This window comes from Pseudoxanthomonas suwonensis 11-1, from assembly GCF_000185965.1.
Lineage (GTDB): Bacteria > Pseudomonadota > Gammaproteobacteria > Xanthomonadales > Xanthomonadaceae > Pseudoxanthomonas > Pseudoxanthomonas suwonensis_A.
On sequence record NC_014924.1, the window covers coordinates 1 to 13,507 of the forward strand.

13 protein-coding genes are annotated in these 13,507 nt (G+C 67.9%); 11 read left to right on the top strand and 2 right to left on the bottom strand.

Annotated elements, in window-relative coordinates; translation table 11 throughout:
- Positions 1-193 precede the first annotated feature (193 nt).
- From dnaA to PSESU_RS00055, 11 genes are all read left to right on the top strand, one after another.
- Entirely contained in the window at positions 194-1,531 is a 1,338-nt protein-coding gene (dnaA, locus tag PSESU_RS00005) for a chromosomal replication initiator protein DnaA (protein ID WP_013533695.1), read from the top strand.
- 277 nt (positions 1,532-1,808) lie between these two features.
- Positions 1,809-2,909 carry a DNA polymerase III subunit beta gene (gene dnaN / locus PSESU_RS00010; RefSeq protein ID WP_013533696.1) on the top strand — a complete coding sequence of 367 codons (1,101 nt, stop codon included), beginning with the start codon at positions 1,809-1,811 and terminating at the stop codon, positions 2,907-2,909.
- A 79-nt stretch (positions 2,910-2,988) separates the two neighbouring features.
- Entirely contained in the window at positions 2,989-4,119 is a 1,131-nt protein-coding gene (gene recF, locus PSESU_RS00015) for a DNA replication/repair protein RecF (protein ID WP_013533697.1), read from the top strand.
- Between the two features lie 81 nt (positions 4,120-4,200).
- On the top strand, positions 4,201-6,636 hold the full coding sequence (gyrB, locus tag PSESU_RS00020) for a DNA topoisomerase (ATP-hydrolyzing) subunit B (RefSeq protein ID WP_013533698.1): 2,436 nt from the start codon (positions 4,201-4,203) through the stop codon (positions 6,634-6,636).
- Positions 6,629-7,432 carry a type II CAAX endopeptidase family protein gene (locus tag PSESU_RS00025; RefSeq protein WP_013533699.1) on the top strand — a complete coding sequence of 268 codons (804 nt, stop codon included), beginning with the start codon at positions 6,629-6,631 and terminating at the stop codon, positions 7,430-7,432. Before gyrB ends, PSESU_RS00025 begins: the two co-directional genes overlap by 8 nt.
- A 63-nt stretch (positions 7,433-7,495) precedes the next feature.
- Positions 7,496-8,299 carry a M48 family metallopeptidase gene (locus PSESU_RS00030; protein ID WP_013533700.1) on the top strand — a complete coding sequence of 268 codons (804 nt, stop codon included), beginning with the start codon at positions 7,496-7,498 and terminating at the stop codon, positions 8,297-8,299.
- A 109-nt stretch (positions 8,300-8,408) separates the two neighbouring features.
- On the top strand, positions 8,409-9,578 hold the full coding sequence (locus PSESU_RS00035) for a tetratricopeptide repeat protein (protein ID WP_013533701.1): 1,170 nt from the start codon (positions 8,409-8,411) through the stop codon (positions 9,576-9,578).
- 127 nt (positions 9,579-9,705) lie between these two features.
- Positions 9,706-10,377: an energy transducer TonB gene (locus PSESU_RS00040; protein ID WP_013533702.1), complete on the top strand. Its 672-nt coding sequence runs from the start codon at positions 9,706-9,708 to the stop codon at positions 10,375-10,377.
- Between the two features lie 95 nt (positions 10,378-10,472).
- The gene (gene exbB / locus PSESU_RS00045) at positions 10,473-11,237 is read left to right on the top strand and encodes a TonB-system energizer ExbB (RefSeq protein ID WP_013533703.1); all 765 of its coding nucleotides are present in this window, start codon (positions 10,473-10,475) and stop codon (positions 11,235-11,237) included.
- A 43-nt stretch (positions 11,238-11,280) separates the two neighbouring features.
- Positions 11,281-11,706, top strand: a complete 426-nt coding sequence (locus PSESU_RS00050) for an ExbD/TolR family protein (protein WP_013533704.1) — start codon at positions 11,281-11,283, stop codon at positions 11,704-11,706.
- 3 nt (positions 11,707-11,709) lie between these two features.
- Positions 11,710-12,120, top strand: a complete 411-nt coding sequence (locus PSESU_RS00055; protein WP_013533705.1) for an ExbD/TolR family protein — start codon at positions 11,710-11,712, stop codon at positions 12,118-12,120.
- Between the two features lie 346 nt (positions 12,121-12,466).
- On the opposite strand, the gene PSESU_RS00060 is transcribed toward PSESU_RS00055, so the two are convergent.
- On the bottom strand, positions 12,467-13,222 hold the full coding sequence (locus tag PSESU_RS00060) for a pyridoxine 5'-phosphate synthase (RefSeq protein WP_013533706.1): 756 nt from the start codon (positions 13,220-13,222) through the stop codon (positions 12,467-12,469).
- Positions 13,219-13,494 (bottom strand): membrane protein, encoded by a 276-nt coding sequence (locus PSESU_RS00065; RefSeq protein WP_013533707.1) that lies wholly within the window; start codon positions 13,492-13,494, stop codon positions 13,219-13,221. The genes PSESU_RS00060 and PSESU_RS00065 overlap by 4 nt, the downstream gene beginning before the upstream one ends.
- Between the last annotated feature and the right edge of the window lie 13 nt (positions 13,495-13,507).

Here is a 13,507-nt window from a genome sequence, read left to right on the forward strand (position 1 = left end):
AGGCCCGGCCCCGAGGTCAAGCCGGCATGAAGACCGCGGCGGGAGCGGTCATCACAGGCCTGTGGATGCCCTGTTGATAACAGTGGGAAAAGACGGGGCCGGATGGTAGGCTGGCGCGTCCCGAACCCGACCCATGCGGTGGCCCGGCGACGCTTGCGCGGCGCGGTCACCGCCCGACGAGCTTTGCCTTTCGATGGATGCCTGGCCCCGCTGTCTGGAACGTCTTGAAGCCGAATTCCCGGCCGAGGACGTCCATACCTGGCTCAAACCCCTCCAAGCCGAGGAACGCCCCGACGGCGTCGTCCTCTATGCCCCCAATGCCTTCATCGTCGAACAGGTGCGCGAGCGCTACCTGGCCCGCATCCGCGAGCTGGCGCAGCACTTCGCCGGCCACCTGAACGTGCAGCTGGAGATCGGCTCGCGCCCGAAGGCGCCCGAGCCGGTATCCGCGGCCCCGGCGGTGCATGCCGGCGGAACGGCCACCCGGCCGGTTTCCAGCGAGCCGTTCAACGGCAACCTGGACCCGCACTACGTCTTCGACAACTTCGTCGAAGGCCGCTCCAACCAGCTCGGCCGCGCCGCGGCCTGGCAGGCGGCGCAGAAGCCGGGCGACCGCGCGCACAACCCCTTGCTGCTGTACGGGGGCACCGGCCTGGGCAAGACCCACCTGATGTTCGCCGCCGGCAACGAGATGCGCCGCCTGAACCCGGGCGCGCGCGTGCTGTACCTGCGTTCGGAGCAGTTCTACAGCGCCTTCTTCCGTGCCCTGCAGGAGAAGACCGCCGACCAGTTCAAGCGCCAGTTCCAGCAGATCGACGCGCTGCTGATCGACGACATCCAGTTCTTCGCCGGCAAGGACCGCACCCAGGAAGAGTTCTTCCACACCTTCAACTCGCTGTTCGACAGCCGGCAGCAGATCATCATGACCTGCGACCGCTACCCGCGGGAGGTGGACGGCCTGGAACCGCGGCTGAAGTCGCGCCTGGCCTGGGGCCTGTCGGTGGCGATCGACCCGCCGGACTTCGAGACCCGCGCGGCGATCGTGTTGGCCAAGGCGCGCGAGCGCGGCACCGTGGTGCCGGACGAGGTCGCCTTCCTGCTGGCCAAGAAGATGCGCTCCAACGTGCGCGACCTGGAAGGCGCGCTCAACACGCTGGCCGCCCGCGCCAACTTCACCGGCCGCGCGATCAGCGTCGAGTTCGCCCAGGAAACCCTGCGCGACCTTCTGCGCGCGCAGCAGCAGGCCATCGGCATCCCCAACATCCAGAAGACCGTGGCCGACTACTACGGCCTCCAGGTCAAGGACCTGCTGTCCAAGCGCCGCACCCGTTCGCTGGCGCGCCCGCGCCAGGTGGCCATGGCCCTGACCAAGGAGCTGACCGAGCACTCGCTGCCGGAGATCGGCGACGCCTTCGCCGGCCGCGACCACACCACGGTGCTGCACGCCTGCCGCCAGATCCGGACCCTCATGGAGACCGACGGCAAGCTGCGCGAGGACTGGGACAAGCTGATCCGCAAGCTCAGCGAATGATCCGGGCACGACCACCGGCTGCGGTGGACCGAGCTGGGGTAAATTGGGCGCAACGCGGGGGCAGGCTGGGGATAACCCGGGGACAGAATCCAGGTCCCAAATCCATCCACAGCTTGTCCCGGATCGCCCGGGGACTTTCCCGCAAGGTTTGTCCTCAGCAAAAATCCATCAAAAACAACGGGTTGCTATAGTTTTCCACAGGCTTCGGCGCCCTCCAGCACCACCGCTTTCAGATTTATTCCACATCTTCTTTAAAAGCGTAGAGGCACGGAATCCCATGCGTTTCACTCTCCAGCGCGAAGCCCTGCTCAAGCCTTTGGCCCAGGTCGTAAACGTGGTCGAACGGCGGCAGACCCTGCCGGTACTCGCCAATTTCCTGGTCCAGGTGCAGGACGGGCAGCTTTCGCTGACCGGTACCGACCTGGAGGTCGAGATGATTGCCCGTGCCGCCGTGGAAGATGCGGTCGACGGCGAAATCACCATTCCCGCGCGCAAGCTGTTCGAGATCGTGCGTGCGTTGCCGGACGGCAGCCGCGTCACCATCAGCCTGGCCGGCGACAAGGTGACCGTGCAGGCCGGGCGCAGCCGCTTCTCGCTGGCAACCCTGCCGGCCAATGACTTCCCCTCGGTCGACGAGGTCGAAGCCACCGAGCGCATTACCGTTCCGGAGGCCGCGCTCAAGGAGCTGATCGAACGCACCGCGTTCGCCATGGCCCAGCAGGACGTGCGCTACTACCTCAATGGCCTGCTGTTCGACCTGCGCGACCAGAGCCTGCGTTGCGTGGCCACCGACGGCCATCGCCTGGCGCTGTGCGAGGCCCCGCTGGAGCAGCCGGTCGGCACCAAGCGCCAGATCATCGTGCCGCGCAAGGGCGTGACCGAGCTGCAGCGGCTGCTGGAAGGCGGCGACCGGTCGCTGGAGCTGGAAGTCGGCCGCAGCCACATCCGGGTCAAGCGCGACGATGTCAGCTTCACTTCCAAGCTGATCGATGGCCGTTTCCCGGACTACGAGGCCGTGATCCCGATCGGCGCGGAGAAGGAAGTACGCGTGGACCGCGAGGTCATCCGCGCCGCCCTGCAGCGCGCCGCGATCCTGTCCAACGAGAAGTACCGCGGCGTGCGCGTGGAGATCTCGCCCGGGCAGCTGAAGATCAATGCCCACAATCCCGAGCAGGAAGAGGCCCAGGAAGAGATCGAGGCCGAGACCAAGGTCGACGGCCTGGCAATTGGCTTCAACGTGAACTACCTGCTGGACGCGCTGGGCGCGCTGCGTGACGAGCACATCGTCATCGCGCTGCGTGACGCCAACTCCTCGGCCCTGGTGCGCGAGGCGGGCAGTGACAAGTGCCGCCACGTCGTGATGCCGCTGCGTCTCTGACCGTGGGTTTTGGCGTGTTCCACGTGGAACCTGTACGACGCCCGGCTATTGCCGGGCGTCTTGCGTTGGGGAATCCGCCGTGCGGGTGACCCGGCTGCAGCTGCGCGATTTCCGCCGTTTCCACGAGACGGGGCTTGAACCCGGTCCAGGCGTGAACCTGATCCTCGGCGCCAACGGGGCGGGCAAGACCAGTGTGCTGGAGGCCCTGCACCTGATGGCCTATGGCCGGAGCTTCCGGGGCAGGGTGCGGGATGGCCTTGTCCGGGAGTCGGCTGCGGCGCTGGAAGTCTTCGTGGAATGGGAACAGGCCGATGCGGTTGGTGTCCCCCAGCTGCGCAGGGCAGGGTTGCGTCATGCCGGCGATACCTGGACAGGGCGCCTGGACGGCCGTGACGTGGCCCAGCTGGGTGAACTTTGCGCCGCGCTGGCGGTGGTCACGTTCGATCCGGGCAGCCATGCACTCATTTCAGGCGCCGCCGACAACCGGCGCCGTTTCATGGATTGGGGCTTGTTCCACGTGGAACAGGACTTCCTGCCGCCGTGGCGGCGCTACGCCCGGGCCCTGCGCCAGAGGAACGCTCTGCTCAAGGCTGGCGGCAGCAACGCGCAGCTGGATGCCTGGGACCACGAACTGGCCGAGTCCGGCGAGGCCCTGACTTCGCACCGCGAGGCCTACCTGGCCGAACTCGAGCCCCAGGTCCTGGATACAGCGGCCCGGCTGTCCGGCTCCCTGCACCTGCAAGGGCTGGAATTCCAGCCCGGCTGGCGCCGCCACGAGGTTCCGCTGGCCGACGCCCTGCTGCTGGGCCGCGACCGCGACCGGGCCATGGGCTATACCGGGGTAGGGCCACACAGGGCCGACTGGAAGCTGGGCTACGTTGGTCTGCCGGGCAGGGAGGCGTTGTCCCGCGGCCAGACCAAGCTGGCCGCGCTGGCCATGCTGCTCGCCCAGGCCCGGGATTTCGCCCGCCGTCGCGGCCATTGGCCGGTCATGGCCCTCGACGACCTGCCTTCGGAACTGGATCGTGAGCACCAGCAACGGGTGCTGCGGTTCCTGGCCGACCAGCCGGGCGTGCAGCTCCTGGTCACGGCGACCGAGACGCCGCCTGCACTGGAGGCCCTGGAAGGGCTACCGATGTTCGTGTTCCACGTGGAACACGGCGCAATCGGCCCGTCACCGGGCGTTCCGGGGCCGGGCGGCCCGGCCTGATATAATCGGCTGTCACCCACAGCCACCTACCGGTCGCCCCCTGCAAGGGCGTGCGGCCCGGCTTCCGATTGCGGCGAAGGCATGAGCGAACAGACCCCGAGTTCCACCCCCGGTACCTACGACTCCAGCAAGATCACCGTGCTGCGGGGCCTGGAGGCCGTGCGCAAGCGCCCCGGCATGTACATCGGCGATGTCCATGACGGCACCGGCCTGCACCACATGGTGTTCGAGGTGGTCGACAACTCTATCGACGAGGCCCTGGCCGGCCACGCCAACGAGGTCATCGTGCGGATCCTGGAGGATGGCTCTGTCGCGGTGTCCGACAACGGCCGCGGCATCCCGGTCGATACCCACAAGGAAGAGGGGCGTTCGGCGGCCGAGGTGATCCTTACCGTGCTGCACGCCGGCGGCAAGTTCGACGACAACAGCTACAAGGTTTCCGGCGGCCTGCACGGCGTCGGCGTGTCGGTGGTCAACGCCCTGTCCGAGCACCTGTGGCTGGACATCTGGCGCGACGGCTTCCACTGGCAGCAGGAGTACTCGCTGGGCGAGCCGCTTTACCCGCTCAAGCAGCTCGAGCCGTCCGACAAGCGCGGCACCAGCCTGCGCTTCAAGCCGGCCGTGGAGATCTTCACCGACGTGCAGTTCCACTACGAGATCCTGGCGCGCCGCCTGCGCGAGCTCTCGTTCCTGAACTCCGGGGTCAAGGTCACCCTGATCGACGAACGCGGCGAGGGCCGCCAGGACACGTTCCAGTACGAAGGCGGCATCCGCAGCTTCGTCGAGCACCTGGCCCAGCTGAAGACCCCGCTGCATCCGAACGTGATCTCGGTCAGCGGCGAGCACAACGGCATCGTGGTGGAAGTCGCCCTGCAGTGGACCGACGCCTACCAGGAAACGATGTTCTGCTTCACCAACAACATCCCGCAGAAGGATGGCGGTACCCACCTGGCCGGGTTCCGCGCCGCGCTGACCCGCACCCTGACCAACTACATCGAGCAGAACGGCCTGGCCAAGCAGGCCAAGGTCAGCTTCTCCGGCGACGACATGCGCGAAGGCATGATCGCGGTGCTGTCGGTCAAGGTCCCGGATCCCAGCTTCTCCAGCCAGACCAAGGAAAAGCTGGTCAGCTCCGAGGTCAAGCCGGCGGTGGAGAACACCTTCGGCGCCCGCCTCGAGGAGTTCCTGCAGGAACACCCGCAGGAAGCCAAGGCCATCGTCGAGAAGGTCGTCGACGCCGCCCGCGCCCGCGAGGCCGCACGCAAGGCGCGTGAACTGACCCGCCGCAAGGGCGCGCTGGACATCGCCGGCCTGCCGGGCAAGCTGGCCGACTGCCAGGAAAAGGATCCCGCCCTTTCTGAACTGTTCATCGTCGAGGGTGACTCGGCGGGTGGCTCGGCCAAGCAGGGCCGCAACCGCAAGAACCAGGCCGTGCTGCCGCTGCGCGGCAAGATCCTCAACGTGGAACGCGCGCGCTTCGACCGCATGCTGTCCTCGGCCGAGGTAGGCACCCTGATCACCGCGCTGGGCACGGGCATCGGCAAGGACGAGTACAACCCGGACAAGCTGCGCTACCACCGCATCATCATCATGACCGACGCGGACGTGGACGGCTCCCACATCCGCACCCTGCTGCTGACGTTCTTCTACCGGCAGATGCCGGAGCTGCTGGAGCGCGGCCACGTCTACATCGGCCTGCCGCCGCTGTACAAGATCAAGCAGGGCAAGCAGGAGCTTTACCTGAAGGACGACGCCGCGCTGGACGCCTACCTGGCCAGCAGCGCGGTCGACAACGCCGCCCTGGTCCCGGCCGACGGCGAGCCGCCGATCACCGGCGAGGGCCTGGAGAAGCTGCTGCTCGCCTACGCCGCCGCGCGCGACACCATCACCCGCAGCGCGCACCGCTTCGATCCGATGCTGCTGGAGGCGCTGGTCGACTTCGCGCCGCTGGACAGCGAGCACCTGCTGCGCGAGGGCGGCGCCGATGCGCTCAAGGCGCTGGAAGCCCGCCTCAACCGCGGCAAGCTCGGCAGCCCGCGCTTCAGCCTCGAGCTGCTGCCGGCGATCGAGGACCGTCCGGCCGCGCTGCGCCTGACCCGCCGCCACATGGGCGAGCAGGTCCAGCAGGTGCTGCCGTTGACGATCTTCGAAAGCGGAGAGCTGCGCCCGCTGCACGACGCGGCGGTGCTGCTGCACGGCCTGGTCCGCGAAGGCGCCCAGGTCATCCGCGGCAACCGCAGCCAGGCGGTCACGAGCTTCGCCGAGGCCCAGGCCTGGCTGATGGACGAGGCCAAGAAGGGTCGCCAGATCCAGCGCTTCAAGGGCCTGGGCGAAATGAACCCCGAGCAGCTGTGGGAAACCACGGTCAACCCGGATACCCGCCGCCTGCTGCGCGTGCGGATCGAGGACGCCGTCGCCGCCGACCAGATCTTCAGCACGCTGATGGGCGACGTGGTCGAGCCGCGTCGCGAGTTCATCGAGAACAACGCGCTGAAGGTGGCCAACCTCGATGTCTGAGCCCGTCCCGGCGCCGCCGCTTCCGACGGCGCCCGCACCGGCATCCCCACGGTCCGCGCCCCTGCGTGGCCTGCTCGGCGACTTCTCCCTGGATGTCGTGGTGGGGGTGGTCGCGCTGTTCGGCACCAGCTTCGCGGTGATGGTCGCCTGGGGCATCTGGCGCGCGGTCGCCCAGGGCCTGGACGGCGGCAGCGACGGCCCGGGCGCGGCCGTGCTGATGCTGGCGGCGATCCTGGGGATGTCCTCCGCTGCGATCCTGCTGTACTTCTGGCGGCGTCCGGCCAGCGCGGCCGAGCGCCGGCAGTCGTTCGCCGCCGCGGCGCGGCCGCGCACCTGGCTGCTCGCAGCCGGCGCCGGCGTGGCAGTATTCGCCTGCAGCTCGCTGGCCGGCTGGTTGATGAGCGCCGCCGGCATCGATCCGGTGCCCTCGAACATGGTCCTGATCGAGGAAGCAGCGCGGCGCTGGCCGGTGTTCCTGGTGCTGTTCGCGGTGTTCCTGGCGCCGGCCTACGAGGAGCTGCTGTTCCGCCGGGTCCTGTTCGGGCGCTTCCTGGATGCCGGCCGCCCATGGCTGGGCCTGGTGCTCAGCAGCGTCGCCTTCGCCCTGATGCACGAGATCCCGGGGCTCAGCGCTAACCCGCCGGCCGCGGTGGCCCTGCTACTGGCGGTCTATGCCTCCATGGGCGCGGTATTCGCCTGGGTGTACTGGCGCACCGGCAGCCTGTGGGCCGCCATTGGCGCCCACGCCCTGAACAACGGCCTGGCGCTGCTCGCGCACGGCATCGGCAACGGCTGAGCTTGACGAAAAGTTAAGCAGCCCGCGGACACACTTCCCGTGGAACCAGACAGGGCGGGATCTATGAAACATTTGGTGCTTGCCGCTGCAATGGCGGCGGTGGTGGCGGCCTGCGCGACGACGACTTCACCGACCGGCCGCAAGCAGTACGTGGCCTACTCGGACGCCGAGCTGAACCAGGTCGGCGCGCAGGCCTTCAACGAGATGAAGGCCAAGCAGCAGACGCTAAGCGGCGGCCAGCAGTCGTCCTACGTGCAGTGCGTGGTCAAGGCGCTGGTGGCGCAGCTGCCGGCGGACTGGCAGTCGCTGCCGTGGGAGACCGCGGTATTCGTCGACGACAGTCCCAACGCGTTCGCCCTGCCCGGTGGCAAGGTCGGCGTGCACACCGGCATGTTCAAGGTCGCCAAGAACCAGGACCAGCTGGCGGCGGTGATCGGCCACGAGATCGGCCACGTCTACGCCCGCCACACCAACGAGCGCGTGTCCCGCCAGGCCGCGACCTCCGGCGTGCTCGGCCTGCTCGGCGCGGCGGCCGGTGCCCGCTACGGCGATGGCATCGCCCAGGCGGTCACCCAGGGCGGCGGCACCCTCGCCAACCTCGGCCTGCTGCTGCCGTTCTCCCGCACCCAGGAAACCGAATCCGACGAGATCGGCCAGCGCCTGATGGCGCAGGCCGGCTTCGACCCGGCCCAGGCGGTGAATCTGTGGGAGAACATGATCGAGGCCTCGGGCGGCCGCCAGCCCGAATGGCTGTCCACCCACCCGGATCCGCAGAACCGCATCAGCAGCCTGCGCCAGCGTGCTCCGACCCTGCAGGGCACCTTCCAGGCGGCCCGCAATGCGGGTCGAACTCCGCGCTGCGGCTGATAACGTCTTCCTAACATCCGGAACAAGTCCTTTCCGTATTGAGGTTGGTTCTGTTAGGTTTGCCGACCCGATCCGCCATCGACCACCGGTGGCACGAAAGAGGTGATCCATGAAATTCCGCAGCAAGCACGCCGTCCTGTCGCTCGTCATCGCCGCTGCATTCGCTGGCGTCGTGGCGTCGGAAGACGTGTCCGCGCAGTCGCGCGGCGGCAAGAAGGCCCAGAAGGCCGAGCAGATGTTCCCGAACGCGACCCGCCAGGAGCCGAACGGCAAGGCGTCGAGCAAGGTCGGCAAGAAGCTGCAGAAGATGATCGACGCGTACAACGCCGACGATCTGGCCCAGACCCGGGTCCTGGCCGACGAGATCCTGGCTGCCGATGGCGCCAACGAGTACGACCGCTCCCTGGCCGCGCAGCTCGCTGCCCAGGCTGCTTACAACCTCGATGACAACGCTGCCAGCAAGGCCTACCTGAAGCAGGTCCTGGAGCTGGGCGGCCTGGACAACAACGGCCACTACCAGTCGATGCTGATGCTGGCCCAGCTGCACCTGGCCGACGACGAGCTCGAGCCTGGCCTCGCCGTGCTGGACCAGTACCTGTCCGAGACCGGCTCGACCAAGCCGGAGGACCTGGTGATCAAGGGCCAGGCCCTGTACCAGGCCGAGCGCTTCCAGGAAGCGATCCCGGTGCTGAAGCAGGCCGTCGAGTCCTCGCCCGAGCCGAAGGACAGCTGGGTCCAGCTGCTGATGGCCTGCTACGCCGAAGCCAACCAGCACGGCGAGGCGATCGCCCTGGCCGAGCGCCTAGCGGCGAAGAACCCGAACGACAAGAAGGCCCAGACCAACCTGGCCTCGGTATACGCCCAGGGCGACCAGGTCGAGAAGGCCGCCGAGGTGCTGGAGAAGCTGCGCGCTTCCGGCCAGCTGACCGAGGAGCGCGAGTACCGCCAGCTGTACGTCACCTACGCGAACATGGACGGCCGCGAGAAGGACGTGGTGGCGGTGATCAACGAAGGCTTGGAGAAGGGCATCCTGAAGCCGGACTACCAGACCTACCTGGCGCTGGCCCAGTCGCACTACTTCATGGAGCAGATCCCGCAGGCCATCGAGAACTGGCAGAAGGCGGCCCCGCTGTCCAAAGACGGCGAGACCTACCTCAACCTGGCCCGCGTGCTGTACCAGGAAGGCCGGGTTCCGGAGGCCAAGCAGGCGGCCCAGCAGGCGCTGGCCAAGGGCGTGCGCAAGCCCGAGGACGCCCGCAAGATCATCAACCTCAAATAACCCGCCGGTAAGCACCGCGGCCTAGGCACAGGGCCGCGGTATTGGTATATGCTTGGCGGTTCATGCGGTTTTCACCGTGTCTCACGGAACCGGCAGGTTCCCGCCTCACAATCGAGCCATTGGCGCAATGACTGAACAACTGGTCGTCCACAGGAACTACGAAGAAACCGAGGACAGCGGGCTAAGCTGGCCCCGCATCATCGGCATCGCGTTCGTCATCGCGCTTCATCTGGCGGCGCTGATGCTGCTGCTGATCCCCGCGGTCGCGCCGAAGGCCGACGTGGAGAAGGAGCGGGCCATCCTGGTCACCCTGGTCGATGCCCCGCCGCCGCCCCCGCCGCCGCCGCCGCCGCCGCCGAAGCAGGACAAGCCGCCGCCGCCGATCAAGGAGCTGTCGCCGCCGAAGCCGACCCAGGTGCCGCCGCCGCCGGAAGCCCCGCCGGTCGACGTCCCGGAGCCGCGCGACACCGACATCGTCGTCCCGCCGTCGCCGCCGGCCCCGCCGGCGCCGGTCGCCGACATCGCGGCCAGCGTGGACATCTCGTCCAAGAACATGAATCCGCCGCGTTACCCGCCCGCCGCCGCGCGTTCGGGCATCGAGGGCGAGGTCATCCTGGTCATCGACGTCGACGCCAATGGCAACGTCACCAACGTCACCGTCGAGAAGTCGAGCCGTAACCGCGACCTCGACCGCGCCGCGATGGAAGCGGCTCGCAGGTGGCGCTTCAATCCCGCAACCGTGGGCGGCCAGAAGGCGGCCGGTCGCGTCCGGGTCCCGGTGAACTTCACCCTGGGTTGATGTCCGAACCCCGTGGCGGTCCGCCGCCACGGTAGCCGGGCCTACGTTTCCGCCTTCCTTCTAAATCACCACCAAACCAAACAAAGGTAAGCGTCATGCTGCAGGAACTCTTCATTGCCGCCGCCGCCGGGGGTAACGCCGCCGGTCTGAACCAGATGGGCTTCGACCATCTGCTCCACGAAATGACCACCAAGCCGGGCGAGTTTGCCGTCTCCTGGATCGTGCTCCTGACCCTGGTCCTGATGTCGGCTGCGTCCTGGTACTGGACCATCTTCAACACCATCAAGAACATGCGCCTGAAGTCGGCGGCCGACCGCGTGGTCAACGCCTTCTGGGAAGCCCCGAACGCGCAGGAAGCCATCCGCATCATGGAAGAGCAGCCGCGTAGCGAGCCGTTCTCCAAGATCGCCCTGGACGCCGCCCAGGCTGCCGCCCACCACCAGCGTGCGGAAGCTGCCGCGACCTCCGGTACCGGCCTGGGCGAGACCCTGAGCCGCTCCGAGTTCGTCGACCGCGCCCTGCGCCAGGCCGTCACCCGCGAGAGCTCCAGGCTGCAGTCGGGCATGGTGCTGCTGGCCACCGTCGGCGCGACCGCTCCGTTCGTCGGCCTGCTGGGTACCGTGTGGGGCATCTACGGCGCGCTGATCAAGATCGGTGCGACTGGTTCGGCCTCGATCGACGCCGTTGCCGGCCCGGTGGGTGAGGCGCTGATCATGACCGCGATCGGTCTGTTCGTCGCGATCCCGGCCGTGTTCGCCTTCAACTTCTTCAGCAAGATCAACAGCGCGACGATCGCCCGTTTCGACTCGTTCGCCCACGATCTGCACGACTTCTTCGCCACCGGCTCGCGCGTTCGCTGAGCCGGTTCCCGAAGCGTCGTTCCTGCACTAGACGGAGAGCCACATGGCCTTCAGTTCCGACAACAGCAGCGGTCCGATGAATGACATCAACGTCACGCCCCTCGTGGACGTGATGCTGGTGCTGCTCATCATCTTCATCATCACCGCGCCGCTCATGGCGCATAAGGTGAAGGTGGAACTGCCTGAGGCCAACCTGGTCCGTTCGGGCGAGGAAGAGAATGAACGCATGATGCCGATCACCATCGCGGTGACGGAGGATGGTTCGCTCTACTGGAACGACGAGCCGATCACCCGCGAGGTGATGGAGTCGCGGCTGTCCAGCGTTGCCCAGCAGACCCCCCAGCCGCCGCTGAACCTGCGCGCGGACCGCACCACCCGTACCGGCACCATCCAGGATGTCGTCAAGGTGGCGCAGGGCCAGGGCATGCTGGACATCGGCTTCGTAGCCACCAAAGAGAAGGGGCAGTAACCCATGGCTTTCAGTACGGGTGGCAACAAGGGCCCAATGGCGGAGATCAACGTCACGCCGCTGATCGACGTGATGCTGGTCCTGCTGATCATCTTCATCGTGACCGCTCCGATCATGACCTATCCGATCGAAGTGGCCCTGCCGCAGCGGGTCATCAACCCGCCGCCGGTCACGCGTGAGCCGCCGCCGCCGATCGACCTGCGCATCGACGCCTCCAACCAGGTTTACTGGAACAATGGCCCGGTTGCCCTGGCCAACCTCCAGCAGCTGATGGAGACCGAGGTGCAGCGCGATCCGACGAACCAGCCGGAGCTGCGCATCGATGCCAGCGCCGATTCGCAGTACGAGACGCTGACGCGCGTCCTCGCCGCTGCGAAGAACGCGGACATGAAGAAGATCAACTTCGTGCAGTAACAGTGTCCTGGCGGCCCGCTTCCTGCAGCGGTGGCGCCGTCGGAACAGCACTGGAAGAACGCCGCCTCCGGGCGGCGTTCTTCGTTCTGGCCGTCCCTCTCCCATCGGGAGAGGAGAGGAGTGCCGGGTACAGGCGAAGCTGGCGCGGCCGCCGACGTTTGCCGAGTGCGCAGGCCCCTGGCCTGCCGGGCCGCGCAACGGGAGCCTACGGACGCCGGTTAGCCCGCCCACGCTTGCGGGCGGACTCCCGCAACCGCGCACGGGTAGGCCGCGCCACGAATCGCGCTGCAACCGGTTGCTTCGAAGATGGCGGGCGGTCCCGGCTGGAAGCCCGGCGCCGCGAGAGTCAGCGCGCCTTTTCCAGGATCGCCAGGTACGCCCGCACGGTCGCATCCAGTCCGGCGTAGAGCGCCTCGCCAATCAGTGCGTGGCCAATGGACACCTCCTCCACGCCGGGCACGCCGGCCAGGAAGTCGCCGAGATTGGCCTGGGACAGGTCATGGCCGGCATTGACCCCGAGGCCCGCGGCCTGGGCGCGCCGCGCCGTTTCCGCGCACAGCGCCAGTGCTTCCCCGGCGCGTCCGGTTGCATGGGCCTCGGCGTAGGGGCCGGTGTAGATCTCGATGCGGTGGGCACCGACTTCCGCCACGCGTTCCACGTGGGGATTTCCGGCGTCCACGAACAGGCTGACCCGGCAGCCCAGCGCGGCGAAGCCAGCGACCTGGTCCGCCAGTCCGGCGAGGTCGCCCTCCAGGGCGAAGCCATGGTCCGAGGTCAGCTGGCCGTCGCTGTCCGGGACCAGGGTGACCTGGGCCGGACGCACCTGTTCGCACAGGGCCAGCAGGCCGGGATAACCCTCGCGCGGCGGGGCGAAGGGATTGCCCTCGATGTTGAACTCCACCCCGTACCTTGCCGTGGCATCCGCCAGCGGCGCCAGGTCCTCGGCCACGACGTGGCGCCGGTCCGGGCGCGGGTGCACGGTGATGCCATGGGCGCCCGCGGCAAGGCAGGCCCTGGCCGCGGCCAGCACGTCCGGTTCGCCGCCGCCGCGCGAGTTGCGCAGGACGGCGATCTTGTTGACGTTGACCGAGAGCCGGGTCATGGGGCCGGCGGCACCTGGCCGCCAGCCTGCGCGGCCTGGGCCTCGCGACGCTTCGCCTCGGCCAGCTGGCGCAGGCGCATCAGTTCGGCCGGGTCGATCATCGCTACCTCTTCCCGTGCGCCTTCGCCGACACGGGCGCGGTACCAGCCGATTGCCCAGGCCAGCAGGAAGCCGACCATGGCCAGCAGCGACAGGGCGAGCAGTCCGACACTGGTGGTGGACATGGCCACGATCAGCGCCCCGATTCCCAGCAGCAGGTAGAGCAGGTGCATTGTGGTCTCCGTG